Here is a 15946-nt window from a genome sequence, read left to right as displayed (position 1 = left end):
CGTTTGTCTCCAAATATAAGAAAGTATATGTTCCACTATACTTTACCTTATATTTCTTGCTGAAACGGATGCCGTCCCTTATAGGACGGCATAGCCGTTTCTACTTGGTGTAGGGCGGAGGGTGTTCGCGGAATATGAGGAAAATTACCGCCAGGCAGCGCCAGATTATATGGCTTTTGCTCGGAGTCAGCGGAGAAATTACGGCCGCTGAAATCGCCGAGGCTACCGCTGTGAGTGTAAGAACCGTTCACCGGGAGATGGAGGACATAGAGTCTGCGCTGAAGAATTTTGGTCTGAATCTGATCAAAAAATCGGGAAAAGGCATACAATTGAGCGGCCCGGAGGCCGGTCTTGCGGAGCTGCGCCTGTTTTTGCGGGAAGAGAAGCCGGCGGAGTATTCTGGAGAAGACCGCAAGGTGTATGAGCTCTGCGCCCTGCTGGAGGCGGAAGAGCCGGTGAAGCTGTTCACGCTCGCGCATTCACTCAAGGTGACAGTCGCCTCTGTAAGCTACGATCTGGACGAACTGGAGCAATGGGTCCGTAAATTCGGCCTGGAGCTGGTCCGCAGAAGAGGCTACGGCGTTGAAATCACCGGCAGTGAGATCGATAAGCGCCGGGCGATTGGCCGGCTGGCCGCTGAGCATCTGGATCTGTCCGATCTGGTAGGTCATGGCTCCCAGGCTGAGAGCAACCCGGCCTTCCGTGTTCTGCTGTCTACGGTAGGGAAATCCAATCTTATGGAGGTAGAGAATACCCTGTGGGATATGGAATGGAAATGGACCGCTGAGCTTCCGGAAATTGTCTACATGGAAATGCTGCTGGGTCTAGCCGTAACGACCAGGCGGATCGAAATCGGCCGGAGCATTGACAGCGGTGAAGAGGCGGGTTATTCCAGAATGTCTGATCACCGCAACATTGCCGGGGCTGAGAGCTTTGTCCAGCAGCTCGGAGCGGCGCTTGGGATGGAAATTCCCCGGGTAGAGGTCTTGTATATCGCCGGATTATTCGACCGGGTACAGGATTCATTCTCTTCTGCCGGCTTTGCCTACGGCGATATTGAATTAATGGAGATCGTCTACAAGCTGACGGAGAGTGTGGTCAAACGGACAGGGCTTCCTTTCCAGAGTGACCGTTCCCTGCGCGAAGGATTGCTGGAGCATATCGATCCCGCCCTGAAGCGGATTCGTGAAGGTACCCGCATCCGAAATCCGCTGCTCGGACCGATCCGCCGGGATTATGAGTATCTGTTCAACATCGTCCGTGCCTCCGTAGAGGATATGCAGCTTGAGCTTGAAATTCCGGATGAAGAAATCGGGTTTCTGGTTATGCATTTCGGGGCTTCCGTCGAGCGGCTTAATCAGCTAAGGCGTAATGTCAGAGCCATTCTGGTCTGTGCCAGCGGACTCAGCTCCTCCCGTCTGCTGGCTACCCGGCTGACCAAAGAAATGCCGCAGATTGAGATTCTCGGCAATATTTCCTGGTATGAAGCCGCACGCCTGCCGGATGTGGACTACGACCTGATTATTTCTACCATTGATCTGCCAATTGATAAGGAACGTTATATCAAAATCAGCCCCCTGCTCACAGGGGAAGAGATAGAGAAACTGCTGAATTATATCCAGAATACAACGCTGCGTGAGCGGGAAACAGGCCCATTAGGTGAGCAGGACCGGGCTATGCGGGATGAGGCTTCACTTGAGCGGCTGAGGAGCTACAAGGGGATTCTTGATGAAATGGTCAGCCTGCTGGAGCGGTTCCGGTTCCATCCCATTGACAATAAGGATATGGATTTGTCTGCAACACTGGTGGAAATGCTGGCACTGCTGAATGGAAGCGGCGTAATTGGGGATGCGGACATTGTGCTGGAGCGCCTGCTGGAGCGGGAGCGGATGACCAGTCAGGTGATACCGGACACGGGGCTGGCGCTTTTTCATACCCGCAGCAGCCATATTCATCTGTCATCGCTTACGTTGTACCGGCTGCGCCAGCCTGTGATTCTGGAGGGAGACACTGAGGTTAGAGTGATTCTGCTTATGCTGGCTCCGCGCAGACTGTCCAAGGAGAGTCTGGAGGTGCTCAGCGAGATCAGCGCTTTGCTGCTTAATTCCGAACTGGTACAATTGCTGGAGGAGCGTACGGAGCCTGAGATCCGGGGATATCTGTCCTCAGAGCTGCTTCATTTTTTCCAAACTAAAATTTAATTTGAAAGTGAGAGAAACCATATGAGTATACTGTCAGAGAATAAAGTAATTATGCACGGTGCCGCTAAAGATAAATACGAAGCGATCACTATGGCGGGTAAGCTGCTTGTCGATGCAGGACATGTAACGGAAGAATATATCCCTAAGATGCTGGAGCGCGAGGAAGTGGTGTCCACCTATATGGGCGGAGGGCTGGCGATCCCTCACGGGACCAAGGAAGCACGGCCATTCATCAAATCCACAGGACTGTCTGTAATCCGTTTTCCGGACGGTGTGGATTTCGGAGGGGATGAGCCGGCATTCGTAGTGATCGGTATTGCCGCCGCAGGCGACGGGCATATGGAGGTCCTGACCAACGTGGCGATGATTTTCACAGAAGATGATGCCATTGAGCGCGTAATGAATGCTCCAACGGCTGCTGATGTGATCGCGATCTTCGAAGGAGGCATGGAATAATGAAGGCTGTCCATTTCGGCGCGGGCAACATCGGCAGAGGTTTCATCGGACTGCTGCTGTCGCAGGCAGGGTATGAAGTAACTTTCGTGGACGTGAATGAGGCTTTCGTATCCCAGCTTCAGGAGCGCGGTGAGTATCCCGTAACGCTGGCCAGCGATGGTCAGGAGACGGTAATCGTCAACAATGTAACTGCACTCAGCAGCGTAACTCATGGTGAAGAAGTTGCCGCAGCCATTGCTGCAGCCGATCTGGTTACCACCGCTGTCGGCGTGTCGATTCTGAAGCATATTGCGGGTGTTCTGGCTGATGGCATCAGCAGACGGGTAGCAGTCTCTTCCGCACCGCTGCATGTGATTGCCTGCGAGAACGCGATTGGCGGCAGTGCCCAGCTCAAAGAGCTGGTGTATGCCAAGCTGGATGAAGCAGCCCGCGCCAAAGCGGATGCTTCTGTTGCCTTCCCGAACGCAGCTGTGGACCGGATTGTTCCGCTGCAGCAGCATGAGGATATTCTGAAGGTGGTCGTAGAGCCATTCTATGAGTGGGTCGTAGATTCCTCCCAGATGATCCCGGGTTATACACCTATTGAAGGTGTGCACTACGTGGATAACCTTGAGCCTTATATCGAGCGTAAATTGTTCACCGTGAATACCGGACACTGCTCCGCAGCGTATCTTGGCTTCCTGCGCGGGTACGAAACCATCCAGCAGGCTATGGCGGATGAAGCTCTGACTGCACAGGTCCGTGAAGTGCTGGAAGAAACCGGCGCGGTGCTGATCCAGAAGCACGGCTTCGATCAGGCAGAACACAGCAAGTATATCGACAAAATCCTTGAGCGCTTCCGCAACCCTGCGCTGACCGATGAAGTGTCCCGTGTAGGCCGTTCGCCGCTGCGCAAGCTGTCGCCGAATGACCGTCTGGTCTCACCTGCGCTGCAGGCGTATGACCGTGGCCTCAGCTATGCTGCCCTGACCCGCTCTATGGCCGGCGCGATGCTGTTCAAGGTCAGTGATGACCCGGAAGCAGTGGAGCTGCAGACAGCGATTGCCGAGCTTGGCGCAGAAGCTGCGCTGGCGAAGTATACCGGCATTGCTGCTGATCATCCGGTTCATCAGTCCGCAATGGAGCAATATGCGAAGCTGAAATAAATCTATAGAACTACAGCCGCAGGGGCAACCTATCCCTGCGGCTTTTTGCGCTTCCGCCGCTCATACAATCACGGCATAACAAATACGGCGCCCCCTTTGTAAGAGAGGCACCGTAATAAGATTGGCATAACCATACCCGCCGAATTAAAGCTCTGCTTAGCTGTTCTCCAGAATCGTCTGCAGTGTAGTGCGGTCCAGGCCTTCAACCAGCTTGACCAGCAGCTCCTTGGCCGCTGCATAATCGTCGCTATGAATAATGGAAGTAGCCGTATGGATATAACGTGAACAGATCCCGATCACCGCCGAAGGAATGCCGATCCCGCTGACATGCACCTGACCGGCGTCCGTTCCCCCCTGGGAGACGAAATACTGGTATTTGATCCGGTGCGTATCCGCCGTATCCTGAACGTATTCAATCAGTCCGCGGTGGGTAATCATCGTAGGATCGAAGATGCGCAGTAGCGCGCCTTGTCCCAGCTGGCCGAAGGCCTGGCGGTCACCGGTCATGTCGGCAGCAGCACTGGCATCCAGGCCGAAGAAAATATCCGGCTGAAGCAGATTGGCCGCGGTCCGCGCACCGCGCAGTCCGACTTCTTCCTGGACGGTAGCGCCGGAATAGACAGTATTCGGCAATTTTTTGCCGTGCAATTCCTTCATTAATTCAATTGCCAGACCTACGCCATAGCGGTTGTCCCAGGCTTTGGCCATAATCTTCTTCGGATTGGCCAGCGGGGTGAACGGACAGACCGGCACAATCTGCTGCCCCGGGGCAACGCCGAAGCTCTGTGCTTCCTCGCGGCTGTCCGCGCCGATATCTATGTACATTTTACCGATATCGCCCGTCTTGCCCCGCTCTTCCGCGCTCAGCAGGTGGATCGGTGTACTGCCGACAACGCCATTCAGTGTCCCCTTTGGTGTGATAATCTGCAGCCGCTGCGAAGCCACTGCCGAAGCAAGCCATCCGCCCAGCGGCGTGAAACGGATCATTCCGTTGTCCGTGATGCCGGTAACCATGAAGCCCACTTCATCCAAATGTCCGGCGACCATGATCTTGGGGCCGTTCGCCTCACCGCGCAGCACGCCGAACAGGCTGCCCAGGCGGTCCTGCACGAATTCATCGGTATAAGGCGCCATCGCCTCCTTGACATAAGCGCGCAATTCACGCTCGAAGCCGGGGGCTGAAGGGAATTCGGTCAATGTTTTGAACAAGTCGAGTGTTTCTGGATTCATACATATATCGCTCCTTTTATACACTTATAGGATGAACTTAAGTTATTGATAAAAGATAAGAGTTTTATGCTCCGCACATAAATTATCCTTATCTTTCTCGCTGAAACGATACCGTCCTAAAAAGGACGGCAAGTCCGTTTCCACTTGTCAGGATCAGGTGTTATTGCGGTTCCTTCTCGCTTTTGGTGATTGTCCTTTGTTCATCTTACCCAGTATGAACATTGTTACGCCGATTGTCCATGGCAGGAAGGCACATGAACACAGTGACCTGGTAGACGAATACTATGTTGTAAGGGCTCTGCAGGCAGGAGCCGGGAAAGGATGCGAGGAGAATGTGGCTATCAGGTAGCGTAGCCGCAGCAGGCAATCGGGGAGTGTCCAGGAAGGTGCAGGCCCGAGGTCTCCACAAGCGGTACCCCCGCCGGTACCGGCGGGACAATGAAACCGTGCTGATACTGGTGCTGTTTTTGCTGCTGATTGTTGTGCTGTTTTATTTTTCCTGAGCTTAAGGGGACATAACGGGGCCGCCTATAGTGAACAATAAGGAAAAACCTTTATTGAAGCACAAACCGGAGGGACGGGAAACGCGTATCCCGCTGCCCGCTCCCTTTCGTATCCTAACTGGAGGTGTCTGCATTGCCGGCAAAGACAAAGAAATCAGGCGTCAAGCTGCGGCTTGATACGCTGACCCCGCAGGATTATAAGGAGCTAAGCAAGCCATATGTGCCATCCCGTCCTGTGTTTAAGAATTGTGTGCGCGCCTTTATTTCAGGCGGCCTGATCTGTGTGCTGGGACAAGGCATTCAGGAAGCGTTCATGGCTATATTCGATATGACTTCGCGGGAAGCAGCAAGCCCGACAGTGGCTATTCTGATCCTGCTCTCCGTCATTCTGACCAGCTTCGGTGTATATGACAAGCTTGCCCAGTGGTGCGGGGCAGGTTCGGCCGTGCCTGTCACAGGGTTCGCCAACAGCATGTGCTCGGCGGCACTGGAACACCGGGCAGAGGGCCTAGTGCTCGGGGTTGGCGGTAATATGTTCAAGCTGGCCGGATCTGTTATTGTATTCGGCGTGGTTGCCGCTTTTATCGTAGGTGTCGTTTATGCCGTTATGGGCTGGGGAGGTGCGCATTAAACGATGAAGCAGCTCGGCAGTCAAACTTGGGAATTCACGAACCGTCCGGTCATTCTCGGCTCCTCCGCAGTGGTAGGCCCGGAAGAGGGAGAGGGCCCGCTTGCTTCAAGCTTTGATTTTATCTACGATTCGCTGGAAATGGGCGAGAAGACATGGGAGAAGGCAGAGCGTGCATTGTTTGAAAAAGCTTCCAAGCTCGCGCTCATGAACGCGAATCTGGAGCAGGAGAAGCTGGAGTTTTTTGTCGGCGGTGATCTGATGAACCAGATCATCAGCAGCTCCTTCGCCGCGCGGAAGCTCGGCGTGCCTTATCTTGGCGTCTTCGGCGCCTGCTCGACTTCCATGGAGAGTCTGGCTATCGCCTCCATGATCGTCGACTCCGGCGGCGGCAAGTACGCACTGGCAGGCACATCAAGCCATAACTGTACGGTGGAGAAACAATTCCGCTATCCTACAGAATATGGCTCCCAGAAGCCGCCAACGGCCCAATACACAGTTACGGGCTCAGGCTGTGCAGTGGTCGGCGTGAATGACGGTACCGTTAAAGGTCCTTATGTCGTATCAGCAACTCTTGGGCGTATTATGGATCTTGGACTGAAGGATCCGTTCAATATGGGAACCGCAATGGCACCAGCTGCCGCTGATACGATTACCGCGCATTTCCGGGACACCGGGCTGTCACCGGGGCATTATGATCTGATTGTAACGGGAGACCTGGCATCTGTAGGTCTGCCGATTGCCAAGGAGCTTTTGGCCAAAGAGGGGATTCCCATGGAGCAGACAGTCTTCAATGATTGCGGGCTTATGATCTATGACCTGGACAAGCAGAAATATGTTATTGCGGGGGGAAGCGGCTGCGGCTGTTCGGCGGTAGTGACCTATGGACATATTCTGAGCCGTCTGAAAAAAGGTGAACTGAAACGGGTGCTTATTGTGGCAACCGGAGCGCTGCTCTCACCGCTGTCTTATCAGCAAGGGGAGAGTATTCCGTGCGTAGCCCATGCGGTAGCCCTGGAGAGCGGAGGTGAAGAAGTATGATTTATTTATGGGCTTTTCTGATCGGAGGAGCCATTTGTGTCCTTGGGCAGCTGATGTTCGATGTGCTAGCGATGACTCCCGCCCACACTATGAGTACGCTGGTCGTACTTGGTGCGATTGCCGATGCCTTCGGGATCTATGACCCGCTGGTGAAATTCGCCGGAGCCGGAGCAAGCGTTCCGATTACCAGCTTCGGTAATTCCCTGGTGCACGGCGCATTGACGGAGCTGGAGAGGGATGGCTGGGTCGGGGTGGTGACAGGGATCTTCGATGTTACAAGTGCAGGGATTTCCTCCGCGATTGTTTTCTCATTCCTGGCAGCGCTTGTTGTCCGGCCGAAGGGCTAGGGTGAAGAGAAGGCTATAGAATAAATAAGTGGAGTAACGTATGTAGAAGGATTAAGTGGGAAAAGAAAAACTAAGTGAAATAAAGCTAAATTAGGAGGGCCGCCTTTGGCGGTCTTTTGACTTTGGGATTACACTGTAACCCAAAGCAATGCCATTGATTTTAAAGGTAGCTATTAATTTGCTATAGGCGATTGCGGTGGGCGGAAATAAGGGGAGGGAGGGAGTGGCTGTGAATTTCCGGAAAGTAGAAGCCTTTGAAAGGTGCTTGGGGTAGGCTAAGTGAGGAAATGTGAGGTATTAGTAATCTCGGCCTGCCGGTTAGCAGAGCATTATGAGGAGAACTCAAGAAATCTTGCACAAATTACAACAATACCGGATTTCCCCCCTCAGGACGCGAGAAATCCTGCAAAAAGTACAACATTATCTAATCAGCCTCCCGAACACCCCAACGCTATCGAATCTATCGAACGTACCAGCTCCTGAACGCCCAGCCCGAACATACCAGAAGCCCAAACACCCCAGCCCCGCTGGTAATTCCGCTATAGAGTCAGCGTTTCTTCGAACTCGGTAATAGCGGACAACCACAACTTAATGAAAGGTATCTGTGATGCTCACTTTTTCCAGTGGCTTCCCTGAAGGCGCTCCTCCGGGCTATGACGGAAGATGCTGTGTTTTGCTGCGGCCGGTAAGTGTTTCTTTTGGACAAATCTCGTAAGCCGCTCTATAATTTCACGGCCCCTAACATGTACTTTCACTACTCGAATCATGTAAAATGTATATATTACTGCTTATTCTGACATAGGAGGTTTACCATATATGCCTGTACGTCAAGAATCTACGCAAATTATGAACGCTGTCCGCACTAATCTAGAATCCTGTATACTCGGTAAAAGCTTCGAAATTGAACTGCTGCTCACGGCACTCCTTGCTGGCGGACATGTCCTGATTGAGGATGTTCCGGGGACTGGCAAAACGCAGCTGATCCGGGCGCTATCCCGTTCCATGTCTGGTGAATACCGCCGGATTCAGTGCAATCCCGATATTCTTCCGAGTGATATTACGGGTGTATCTGTCTATCATCCGCGCGATGAAATGTTTCACTTCCGCCCGGGGCCGGTCATGACCAATATTCTGCTTGCCGATGAGATTAACCGGGCGACCACCAAGACCCAGTCCGCACTGCTTGAGGTCATGGAGGAGCGCAATGTGACGGTCGACGGGGAGACCTATCCTCTGCCGCATCCGTTCATGCTCTGCGCAACGCAGAATCCGATAGACTTTGAAGGCACCTATACCCTTCCTGAGGCCCAGCTGGACCGCTTCATGCTGCGGATCAGCCTGGGTTATCCCGATGCCGCGACCGAGAAGAATCTGCTGATTACTCACCAGCAGGGCCAACCGGTAGACAAGCTGACTCCGGTCACCGGGATGGATACCATTGCCGCCATCCAGGAGGAGATCCGCGATATTTATATCAGCGATCCGGTCCTGAACTATTTGCTCGATGTAGTCCGGCAGACGCGGGTACACCCGCTTATCCTTCTGGGGGCCAGCCCCCGGGCATCGCTTTCGTTCATGATGGCATGCAAAGCTTATGCTTTCCTGCAGGGCCGCGATTATGTTCTGCCTGATGATGTGAAGACCCTTACTCCGTTTGCCCTGGGACACCGCATTCTGCTGCGACCGGAATCACGCCTTGATAATGTAAGCGTGGATTCCCTGCTGCAGAAGCTGCTGCAGAGCATTCATGTGCCTGTAACGATGAGGCAATAAGATGAGGAGCATCTTAGCGGGAGCGGCCGCCGTTATTCAGCCAAGGAAATTCATGGGCGTGCTTGCGATTTGGGTCATCACTCTGCTCTACGTGCTGTTTCAGGGCGGCAAAACCTCGTTCATGCTGTTCATTATGGTATCGGTCCTGATCCTGTATCTAATCATTGGGGGACTGGGCGGCGTCCGGAGGGCCAAAGGTACCCGCAGCTTCTACTCCGAACAGGATAAGCCTGATCTGCTCTATGCCGGAGGTTATCTGCGGGTGAAGCTGGAAGTCACGATTCCGGGATTTCTGCCCTTACCCTACGTGGTGGTGCGGGAAATCCTGAAGCGTCATAATGGAGAGTCATGGGTGTTTGAGGAGAGCCTCATTCCTAACATGGGAGGTCGGGGGGAGCTGTTGTTCCAGACGCCGCAGCTGGAGCGGGGCTGCTATGCTTTTGAGAACACGGATATTCTCAGCGAAGACATCTTCGGCCTGATGGAGCACAAAGGCACATTTAAGGCGGAAGGACAATTCAGGGTGATGCCCCGGGTGGTCATGGTGCCGCGATGGCAGCTGTATGAACGCAAAGCACGCCTGTCAGGGCCGCAGGTCTCACTGCTTCAGTCGCGGCGCGAGACGACGCAGATCAACGGAGTCCGTGATTATGTCTACGGAGACCGGCTGACACGGATTCACTGGAATGCAACGGCGAAGACCGGGGATTGGAAGTCCAAGGAATTCGAGCATGAATCTGTGCCCAGGACGATTCTGGTGCTGGACGGCAGCTCAAGCGGTTACTACAACTCCGCTCAGTTTGAGCTGGCGGTATCCATCACGGCTTCACTGCTCGGCTTTGGCATCCGGGAGAGAATCGGCATCGGCCTGTGCTGCCTCGATAGACATACGAAGGTGTTCAGTCCGGCGGAAGGCAATGCAGAGCGGCAGAAGATGATTCAATATTTGATCGATATCAATGCGGAAGGCCGTGGTCCGCTGATTACCAGACTGGAGAGTGCCCAGCGGATGTTCCCCAAGGGGGCGTACTTCGTCCTGATCAGCCCGCAGAGCGGCAGGGTGGTACTGGATACCTTGCGCTGGGCTGACAGCAGGGGGATGACCCCGTCCCACATTCATGTTCTTCATCCTTCAGGGAAATACCGGGCCGGAGAGTGGCTGAATATTCTTCAGTCGCATGGGGTTACCGGTCATAATATCAGCACACTTCATGAGCTCCCTGCGGTACTTGGAGGTGATCCTGTACGATGAAGCATTGGAAGAACGCAGTCAAATCCTCATGGCATCACGCATTGACACTGCTATGGCTCGTGATCATCGCTTTGCAGTGGGTCTCCTACACTGTGCCTTTCTGGCTGGAGGAGACAACAGCCGTTGTATTGCTGACTCTTGTAACAGTAGCCTTAATTGAAATTATTATACCTGTTAAATGGATTTACCGCCTCATGCTTGAAGGTGTGGCGATAGGGTACCTCGTGTATCGTATTCTTCTGCATTACGGGGAATATGTTCCGAATCCCTGGCTGCCTACATTTCGAGAACGGCTGCCGGATATCATCACACATATGAATCCGTATATCTGGTTTGCGCTGGGTGCTTGGGTGCTGATGCTGCTGTCATCCTGGTGGGTGAATGGCAAGGTGCGGATTCTAATGTTCATCGGGATGAATATTACGGCGTTCGCCGCGCTGGACTCTTTTACAACATCTGTATTATGGCAGGAAGTAGCCTGGACCGTGTTTGCCGGAATGGGCTGGCTGGTCACCAGGCATCTAAGAAGCTTCCAATTGTATTATCCGCGGGGCTGGGCCTATCTGCTCAAATATCCTTTCAAAGTCGCCCTTAATATAGCGATTATCTTCTCACTTGTCATTATTGCCGGAGTGAATATGCCGGATGTACGTCCTACGTTAACCGACCCCTATACGGTCTGGCAGGAGTGGAGCGGAAATACACCTTCTTCAGGCACCTCTTCAGGCGGCGGTGAAAGCTCAACCGGTGAAGGGACAAATGGCGCAACCACCTCCGGCTACAGTCTGAATGATGATAATCTTGGCGGAGGCTTTAACTTTGATTATTCTCCCGTAATGACCGTCACCTCCGATTTGCGGACCTATATGCGTGGAGAGATCCGGAGTACGTATTCCGGAAAAGGCTGGAGTGACGATGATACATTCAGCCGGGGAACCTTTAGGACAGTCCAGGTAGGAGAAATGCTGGAGCCTGTTGCGGCCCCTAAGACAGAGACCCGGACACTGACGCAGACGGTTCAGCTGCTGGGCGGCAACAACTATCCTGTGCTCTTCGGCGGCTACTCGATTGTAAAAGTGAATGCTGTGGATGGCGTGGCGGAGAGCAACGGGCTGTCATGGCGGGGGGGAGACAGCGAGCTGCTGTGGAATGCAGCGGGCAGTGCACGCTCTTACCCCCAGACCTATGTGGTGACCTCGGAGGTACCAGTGGTACCGTTTCAGGAGCTGAGTACACAGACTTATGAACAGCTGTACGGAAATCTTGTTCTTGACCCGTATCTCCAGCTGCCGGGTAACTTCCCAGAGCGGGTCCGTACGCTCGCGGAGGAGATTACTGCCGGAGCACAGACGCCGTACGAGAAGGTCATGCTGCTGCAGCAATATCTCCAGCAAACCTTCCCCTACACGAATCAGCCGGATGTCTCACGCGCAAGAAGCAAAGATATGGTCGAGAGCTTCCTGTTTGAGATTATGGAAGGCTACTGCGATTATTACTCCACTGCACTCGTCACAATGACGCGTTCCCTGGATATCCCGGCCCGCTGGGTCAAGGGCTATGCGCCCGGCGAACAGGCAGAAATCCCGGATAATCTGGCGCTTCAGCAAGGCGGTCTAGTGAATAATAACTATACGATTACAAACGCAGATGCCCACTCCTGGGCAGAGATTTATTTCGGTGACTACGGTTGGGTTCCGGTGGAGGCCACGCCCGGCTTCAATGTACCGGTGCTGACCCAGACGGAGGAAGACAACGTATCAGAACCAGAAGTGCAGGAAGAAGAGCAAGCGGAGCCTGAACAGGAGGCGGCAAATACGGCCCCCGGAAGTGAAGGGTTCCATCCGGGTGTCTGGGTAGTAACAGGAGCGGCGGTTATTCTTCTGCTCTGGACCGGATTCCTGCTCTGGCAGCGGCGCATGAGTCTGCGGTTCCTGATCACGCGTCTGCGCATCGGCCATCAGCTGACTCCGGTACAAAAAGTTGTAGCAGAAACGCAGCGCTGGGTAAGGTATGTCCGAAGTAAGGGTATGCTGAAGAAAGAGCATGAAACCTTGCGCGAATCTGTGGAACGCTGGAGCCTAGAACGGCCTGCGGCAGCGGCAAATCTGTCCACACTCCTGGGCATGTTCGAGCGGGCGAATTACAGCCCTGAGGTTATTGAAGACAAAGACTGGCACAGCGTGTATACTGAAGCTTTGCGGCTGCGAAAAAGCATGAAATCCGGCAAGTAATGCTCCAGTATCATAAAGTACCGCTAACAGGTGGATTTTGACAGTTGGATATAGCGCTGGATACAAGTTTTACGTATGAAAATGAGGTGAAAGTATTGTTTGAAAGGTTAGTTCCCAAACTCCGTGTAAATACGGTATTTGATATTGATCTGGAAGAGCTGTACCGTCAAGGATACCGCGGGATTATTACGGATCTGGATAATACGCTGGTCGGCGCCAAGGCGCCTCTGGCTACGCCTGAGCTGCTGCTCTGGTTCACGAAGGTGAAGGAGCTTGGCTTCAAGCTGATCATTGTTTCAAATAACAATATGGACCGGGTGTCGCGCTTTGCAACACCGCTAAATATTGAATTTGTACATCAGGCCCGTAAGCCGAGCAATGCCCCTTTTCTGAAGGCGATGAAGCTGATGGATCTGAAGCCGGAGCAGACGGTAGTGGTCGGCGACCAGATGCTTACAGATGTATACGGCGGCAACCGGCTCGGCCTGTACACGGTGCTCGTGCTGCCGATCTCCGTCAAGGATGAAGGCGTGGGTACAAGAATCAACCGCAGGGTGGAGCAGATTGCTCTAACACGTCTGCGCAAGCAAGGATTGTGGCAAGAGGAGGATAAATCTTAATGAATGCATTGAACGACGACAAGAAACGGCCTGAGAAATGCAGCGGCTGCGGTATCAAGCTCCAGACTGTAAACAAGGAGCTTCCCGGATATATTCCGGAGACTGCCTTTGAACGGGAACCCGTAATTTGCCAGCGCTGTTTCCGGATTAAGAATTACAACGAAGCTTCTTCCGTATCGGTGAACCAGGACGAATTCCTGAAGCTGCTCAGCGGAGTAGGCGAGAAGAACGCACTGGTCATCCACATTGTGGATATTTTCGATTTCGAAGGCAGTCTGATCTCCGGGCTGCAGCGGTTTGTCGGCAATAACCCGGTTATTCTGGCGGTCAACAAAAGCGACTTGCTCCCTAAGGTGACCAATTGGAACAGATTGCGCAACTGGATGCAGCAGCGCTGCAAAGAAGAGGGGCTGCGCACGGCGGAGATTGTGCTCGTCAGCGCGAAGCGCAATCAGGGCTTCGACCGCCTGCTGGAGGCCGTAACCGAGCTGCGAGGACAGCGTGATGTCTATGTCGTCGGAGCGACCAATGTAGGCAAATCTACGCTGATCAACCGGCTGATCTCCGATTACAGCGACCTGGAAGAGGAGCTGACTACCTCTCGTTATCCGGGCACGACGCTGGATATGGTAAAGATTCCGCTGGATGACGGCCATTACATTATTGATACTCCGGGGATTGTCTATCCTTGGCGGTACAGTGAACTGGTTGAACGTAAGGATCTGGGTGCTGTAATGCCGGAGAATCCGCTCAAGCCTGCAGTATACCAGCTGAATGAGGGCCAATCACTGTTCTTCGGCGGACTGGGACGTTTCGACTTCGTTCAGGGCGAACGCCAATCCTTCACCTGCTATATCAGCAGTACGCTGAAGATTCACCGCACGAAGCTGGAGCGCGCCGATTCGCTGTATCAGGACCACCGCGGCGAGCTTTTGTCGCCTCCGGGAACGGCGGATATGGATAAGCTGCCGCAGTGGCAGCGTCATGAGTTCCGCATCGCCAGGAATAGCGAGACTGACCTGTTCATCTCCGGCCTGGGCTGGATCAAGGTGAATGGTACGGCAGGTGCAGTTGTAGCTATACATGTGCCGCGTGGCGTTAAGGTGCTTACCCGTCCTTCGCTGATCTAACATAAGCCGATGCTTCCGGAGTGAGCTTTGCGAAGCGAAATCAATGAAGCAGATGCTGACAGAACTTGCAGGAGGGCGATACTATGGCTGAGACAGGCCTGAATGGTAAGGATGGACACCCGGAGCTTCTGCTGGGCGTAATGGGCGACCCGATCGCCCAGTCCAAATCTCCGCTGATGCACGGTGCGGCGCTGAAGGCGCTTGGACTCTCCGGCGCTTATGTGCCGCTGCATATCACTCCGGACAAGCTGGGGGATGCCGTGCAGGCGGTCAGGACCCTCGGCTTCCGCGGGGTGAATGTAACCATTCCGCACAAGGTTGCGGTGATGGACTATCTGGATAAGCTGGATGCCAGCGCGGTGGATGTCGGTGCGGTCAACACGATTGTTAATGACAAAGGTGTGCTGACCGGCTTCAATACGGATGGAATCGGATATGTCCGTTCGCTCAAGGCGGAGGTTGCGCCCGAACTCGCAGGCACCCGTATTCTGGTGATTGGAGCCGGCGGGGCGGCCAGGGGCATTGTCTCAGCCCTGCTGCAGGAGCATCCCGCTTCTATCTTAATCGCCAACCGTAACGAGGAGCGTGCCCATCAGCTGGCAGACGGCTTCCGGAATAGAGGGAGCGTAGCCGGAACGGGTATTGAAGCCATTCCTTCCGTCATCGGCAACATGGATATTGTGATCAATACGACCTCAGTAGGCATGTTCCCCCACATGGAGGAGATGCCGATAGATCCGGCTTGGCTTCATGAAGGAATGATTGTAAGCGATCTGATATACAATCCGCTGCAAACCCGGCTGCTTACGGAGAGCCAGCAGCGGGGCTGCATCATTCACGGAGGGCTGGGAATGTTCGTCTACCAGGGTGCCTATGCGCTGGAGTACTGGACAGGACTCCCAGCACCCGTAGATATCATGCGGCAGACTATTGTGGATTGCCTCGGCGGGAGTGCCGGGGAAATGATTTCGTCCAAGTAAGGTAATAATATATGTTAATTAAGGAGTTTGTTCATTTATGTTAACTGGTAAACAAAAACGCTATCTCCGCTCTTTGGCCCATCATCTGGATGCTGTATTCCAGGTCGGCAAAGGCGGCGTCAATGATCATCTGATCCGTCACATTGAAGAAGCTATTGAGAAACGCGAGCTGATGAAGATCAGTGTGCTGAATAACAATGCCGAAGATCCTAAGGAAATTGGTGCCGCGCTTGCCGAGCAGTCCGGTTCGGAGCTTGTTCAGGTGATCGGCAAAACGATCGTTCTGTACAAGGAATCACGTGATAACAAAACGATTGAGCTGCCCCGCTAAAGGTTTGGCGGCGCAGCCCGCACACTTGTGCGAGGGTTGCAGCCGGATGAAGTTCATCGGATAATAGGAGGAGGTTGA

The 15946-nt window shown here is 53.6% G+C and carries 14 protein-coding genes; 13 read left to right on the top strand and 1 reads right to left on the bottom strand.

The genetic code is table 11. The annotated features are described in order from the left end of the window. The first annotated feature begins 134 nt into the window (after window positions 1-134). Genes MKX70_RS31065 through MKX70_RS31055 form a run of 3 tightly spaced genes read left to right on the top strand, consistent with a single transcriptional unit; the run spans window position 135 to window position 3802 of the window. Window positions 135-2201, top strand: a complete 2067-nt coding sequence (locus MKX70_RS31065; protein ID WP_042233825.1) for a BglG family transcription antiterminator — start codon at window positions 135-137, stop codon at window positions 2199-2201. Between the two features lie 21 nt (window positions 2202-2222). Then, entirely contained in the window at window positions 2223-2657 is a 435-nt protein-coding gene (locus tag MKX70_RS31060) for a PTS sugar transporter subunit IIA (protein ID WP_042211347.1), read from the top strand. After that, window positions 2657-3802: a mannitol-1-phosphate 5-dehydrogenase gene (locus MKX70_RS31055; RefSeq protein ID WP_340841489.1), complete on the top strand. Its 1146-nt coding sequence runs from the start codon at window positions 2657-2659 to the stop codon at window positions 3800-3802. The genes MKX70_RS31060 and MKX70_RS31055 overlap by 1 nt, the downstream gene beginning before the upstream one ends. A 156-nt stretch (window positions 3803-3958) precedes the next feature. On the opposite strand, the gene MKX70_RS31050 is transcribed toward MKX70_RS31055, so the two are convergent. Continuing rightward, the gene (locus MKX70_RS31050; protein WP_042233830.1) at window positions 3959-5032 is read right to left on the bottom strand and encodes a M42 family metallopeptidase; all 1074 of its coding nucleotides are present in this window, start codon (window positions 5030-5032) and stop codon (window positions 3959-3961) included. 636 nt (window positions 5033-5668) lie between these two features. Here MKX70_RS31050 and spoVAC point away from each other — a divergent pair. The 10 genes from spoVAC (at window position 5669) to yhbY (ending at window position 15868) form a co-directional block, all read left to right on the top strand. Further along, window positions 5669-6166 carry a stage V sporulation protein AC gene (gene spoVAC / locus MKX70_RS31045; RefSeq protein WP_340789380.1) on the top strand — a complete coding sequence of 166 codons (498 nt, stop codon included), beginning with the start codon at window positions 5669-5671 and terminating at the stop codon, window positions 6164-6166. A gap of 3 nt (window positions 6167-6169) precedes the next feature. After that, a complete protein-coding gene (gene spoVAD / locus MKX70_RS31040; RefSeq protein ID WP_042233837.1) occupies window positions 6170-7204 on the top strand; it encodes a stage V sporulation protein AD in 1035 nt (344 codons plus the stop codon). Further along, on the top strand, window positions 7201-7551 hold the full coding sequence (gene spoVAE, locus MKX70_RS31035; RefSeq protein WP_042233840.1) for a stage V sporulation protein AE: 351 nt from the start codon (window positions 7201-7203) through the stop codon (window positions 7549-7551). Before spoVAD ends, spoVAE begins: the two co-directional genes overlap by 4 nt. A gap of 816 nt (window positions 7552-8367) precedes the next feature. Then, window positions 8368-9324 carry an AAA family ATPase gene (locus tag MKX70_RS31030; protein ID WP_042233842.1) on the top strand — a complete coding sequence of 319 codons (957 nt, stop codon included), beginning with the start codon at window positions 8368-8370 and terminating at the stop codon, window positions 9322-9324. Between the two features lies 1 nt (window position 9325). Continuing rightward, window positions 9326-10576, top strand: a complete 1251-nt coding sequence (locus tag MKX70_RS31025) for a DUF58 domain-containing protein (protein WP_042233844.1) — start codon at window positions 9326-9328, stop codon at window positions 10574-10576. Further along, window positions 10573-12807 (top strand): transglutaminase-like domain-containing protein, encoded by a 2235-nt coding sequence (locus tag MKX70_RS31020; protein WP_340841488.1) that lies wholly within the window; start codon window positions 10573-10575, stop codon window positions 12805-12807. The genes MKX70_RS31025 and MKX70_RS31020 overlap by 4 nt, the downstream gene beginning before the upstream one ends. A 95-nt stretch (window positions 12808-12902) precedes the next feature. Continuing rightward, window positions 12903-13427: a YqeG family HAD IIIA-type phosphatase gene (locus MKX70_RS31015; protein WP_039308324.1), complete on the top strand. Its 525-nt coding sequence runs from the start codon at window positions 12903-12905 to the stop codon at window positions 13425-13427. Then, window positions 13427-14557, top strand: a complete 1131-nt coding sequence (gene yqeH / locus MKX70_RS31010; protein WP_340841487.1) for a ribosome biogenesis GTPase YqeH — start codon at window positions 13427-13429, stop codon at window positions 14555-14557. Before MKX70_RS31015 ends, yqeH begins: the two co-directional genes overlap by 1 nt. 83 nt (window positions 14558-14640) lie before the next feature. Next, complete coding sequence (aroE, locus tag MKX70_RS31005; RefSeq protein ID WP_042233849.1) at window positions 14641-15537, top strand: shikimate dehydrogenase; 897 nt, start codon at window positions 14641-14643, stop codon at window positions 15535-15537. A gap of 37 nt (window positions 15538-15574) precedes the next feature. Beyond that, window positions 15575-15868, top strand: coding sequence for a ribosome assembly RNA-binding protein YhbY (gene yhbY / locus MKX70_RS31000; RefSeq protein WP_042233852.1), 294 nt, complete (start codon window positions 15575-15577; stop codon window positions 15866-15868). The last annotated feature ends 78 nt before the right edge of the window (window positions 15869-15946 follow it).

The organism is Paenibacillus sp. FSL R7-0312 (assembly GCF_038004445.1).
GTDB lineage: Bacteria > Bacillota > Bacilli > Paenibacillales > Paenibacillaceae > Paenibacillus_AQ.
This window is presented reverse-complemented; position numbering and strand designations above follow the sequence as displayed.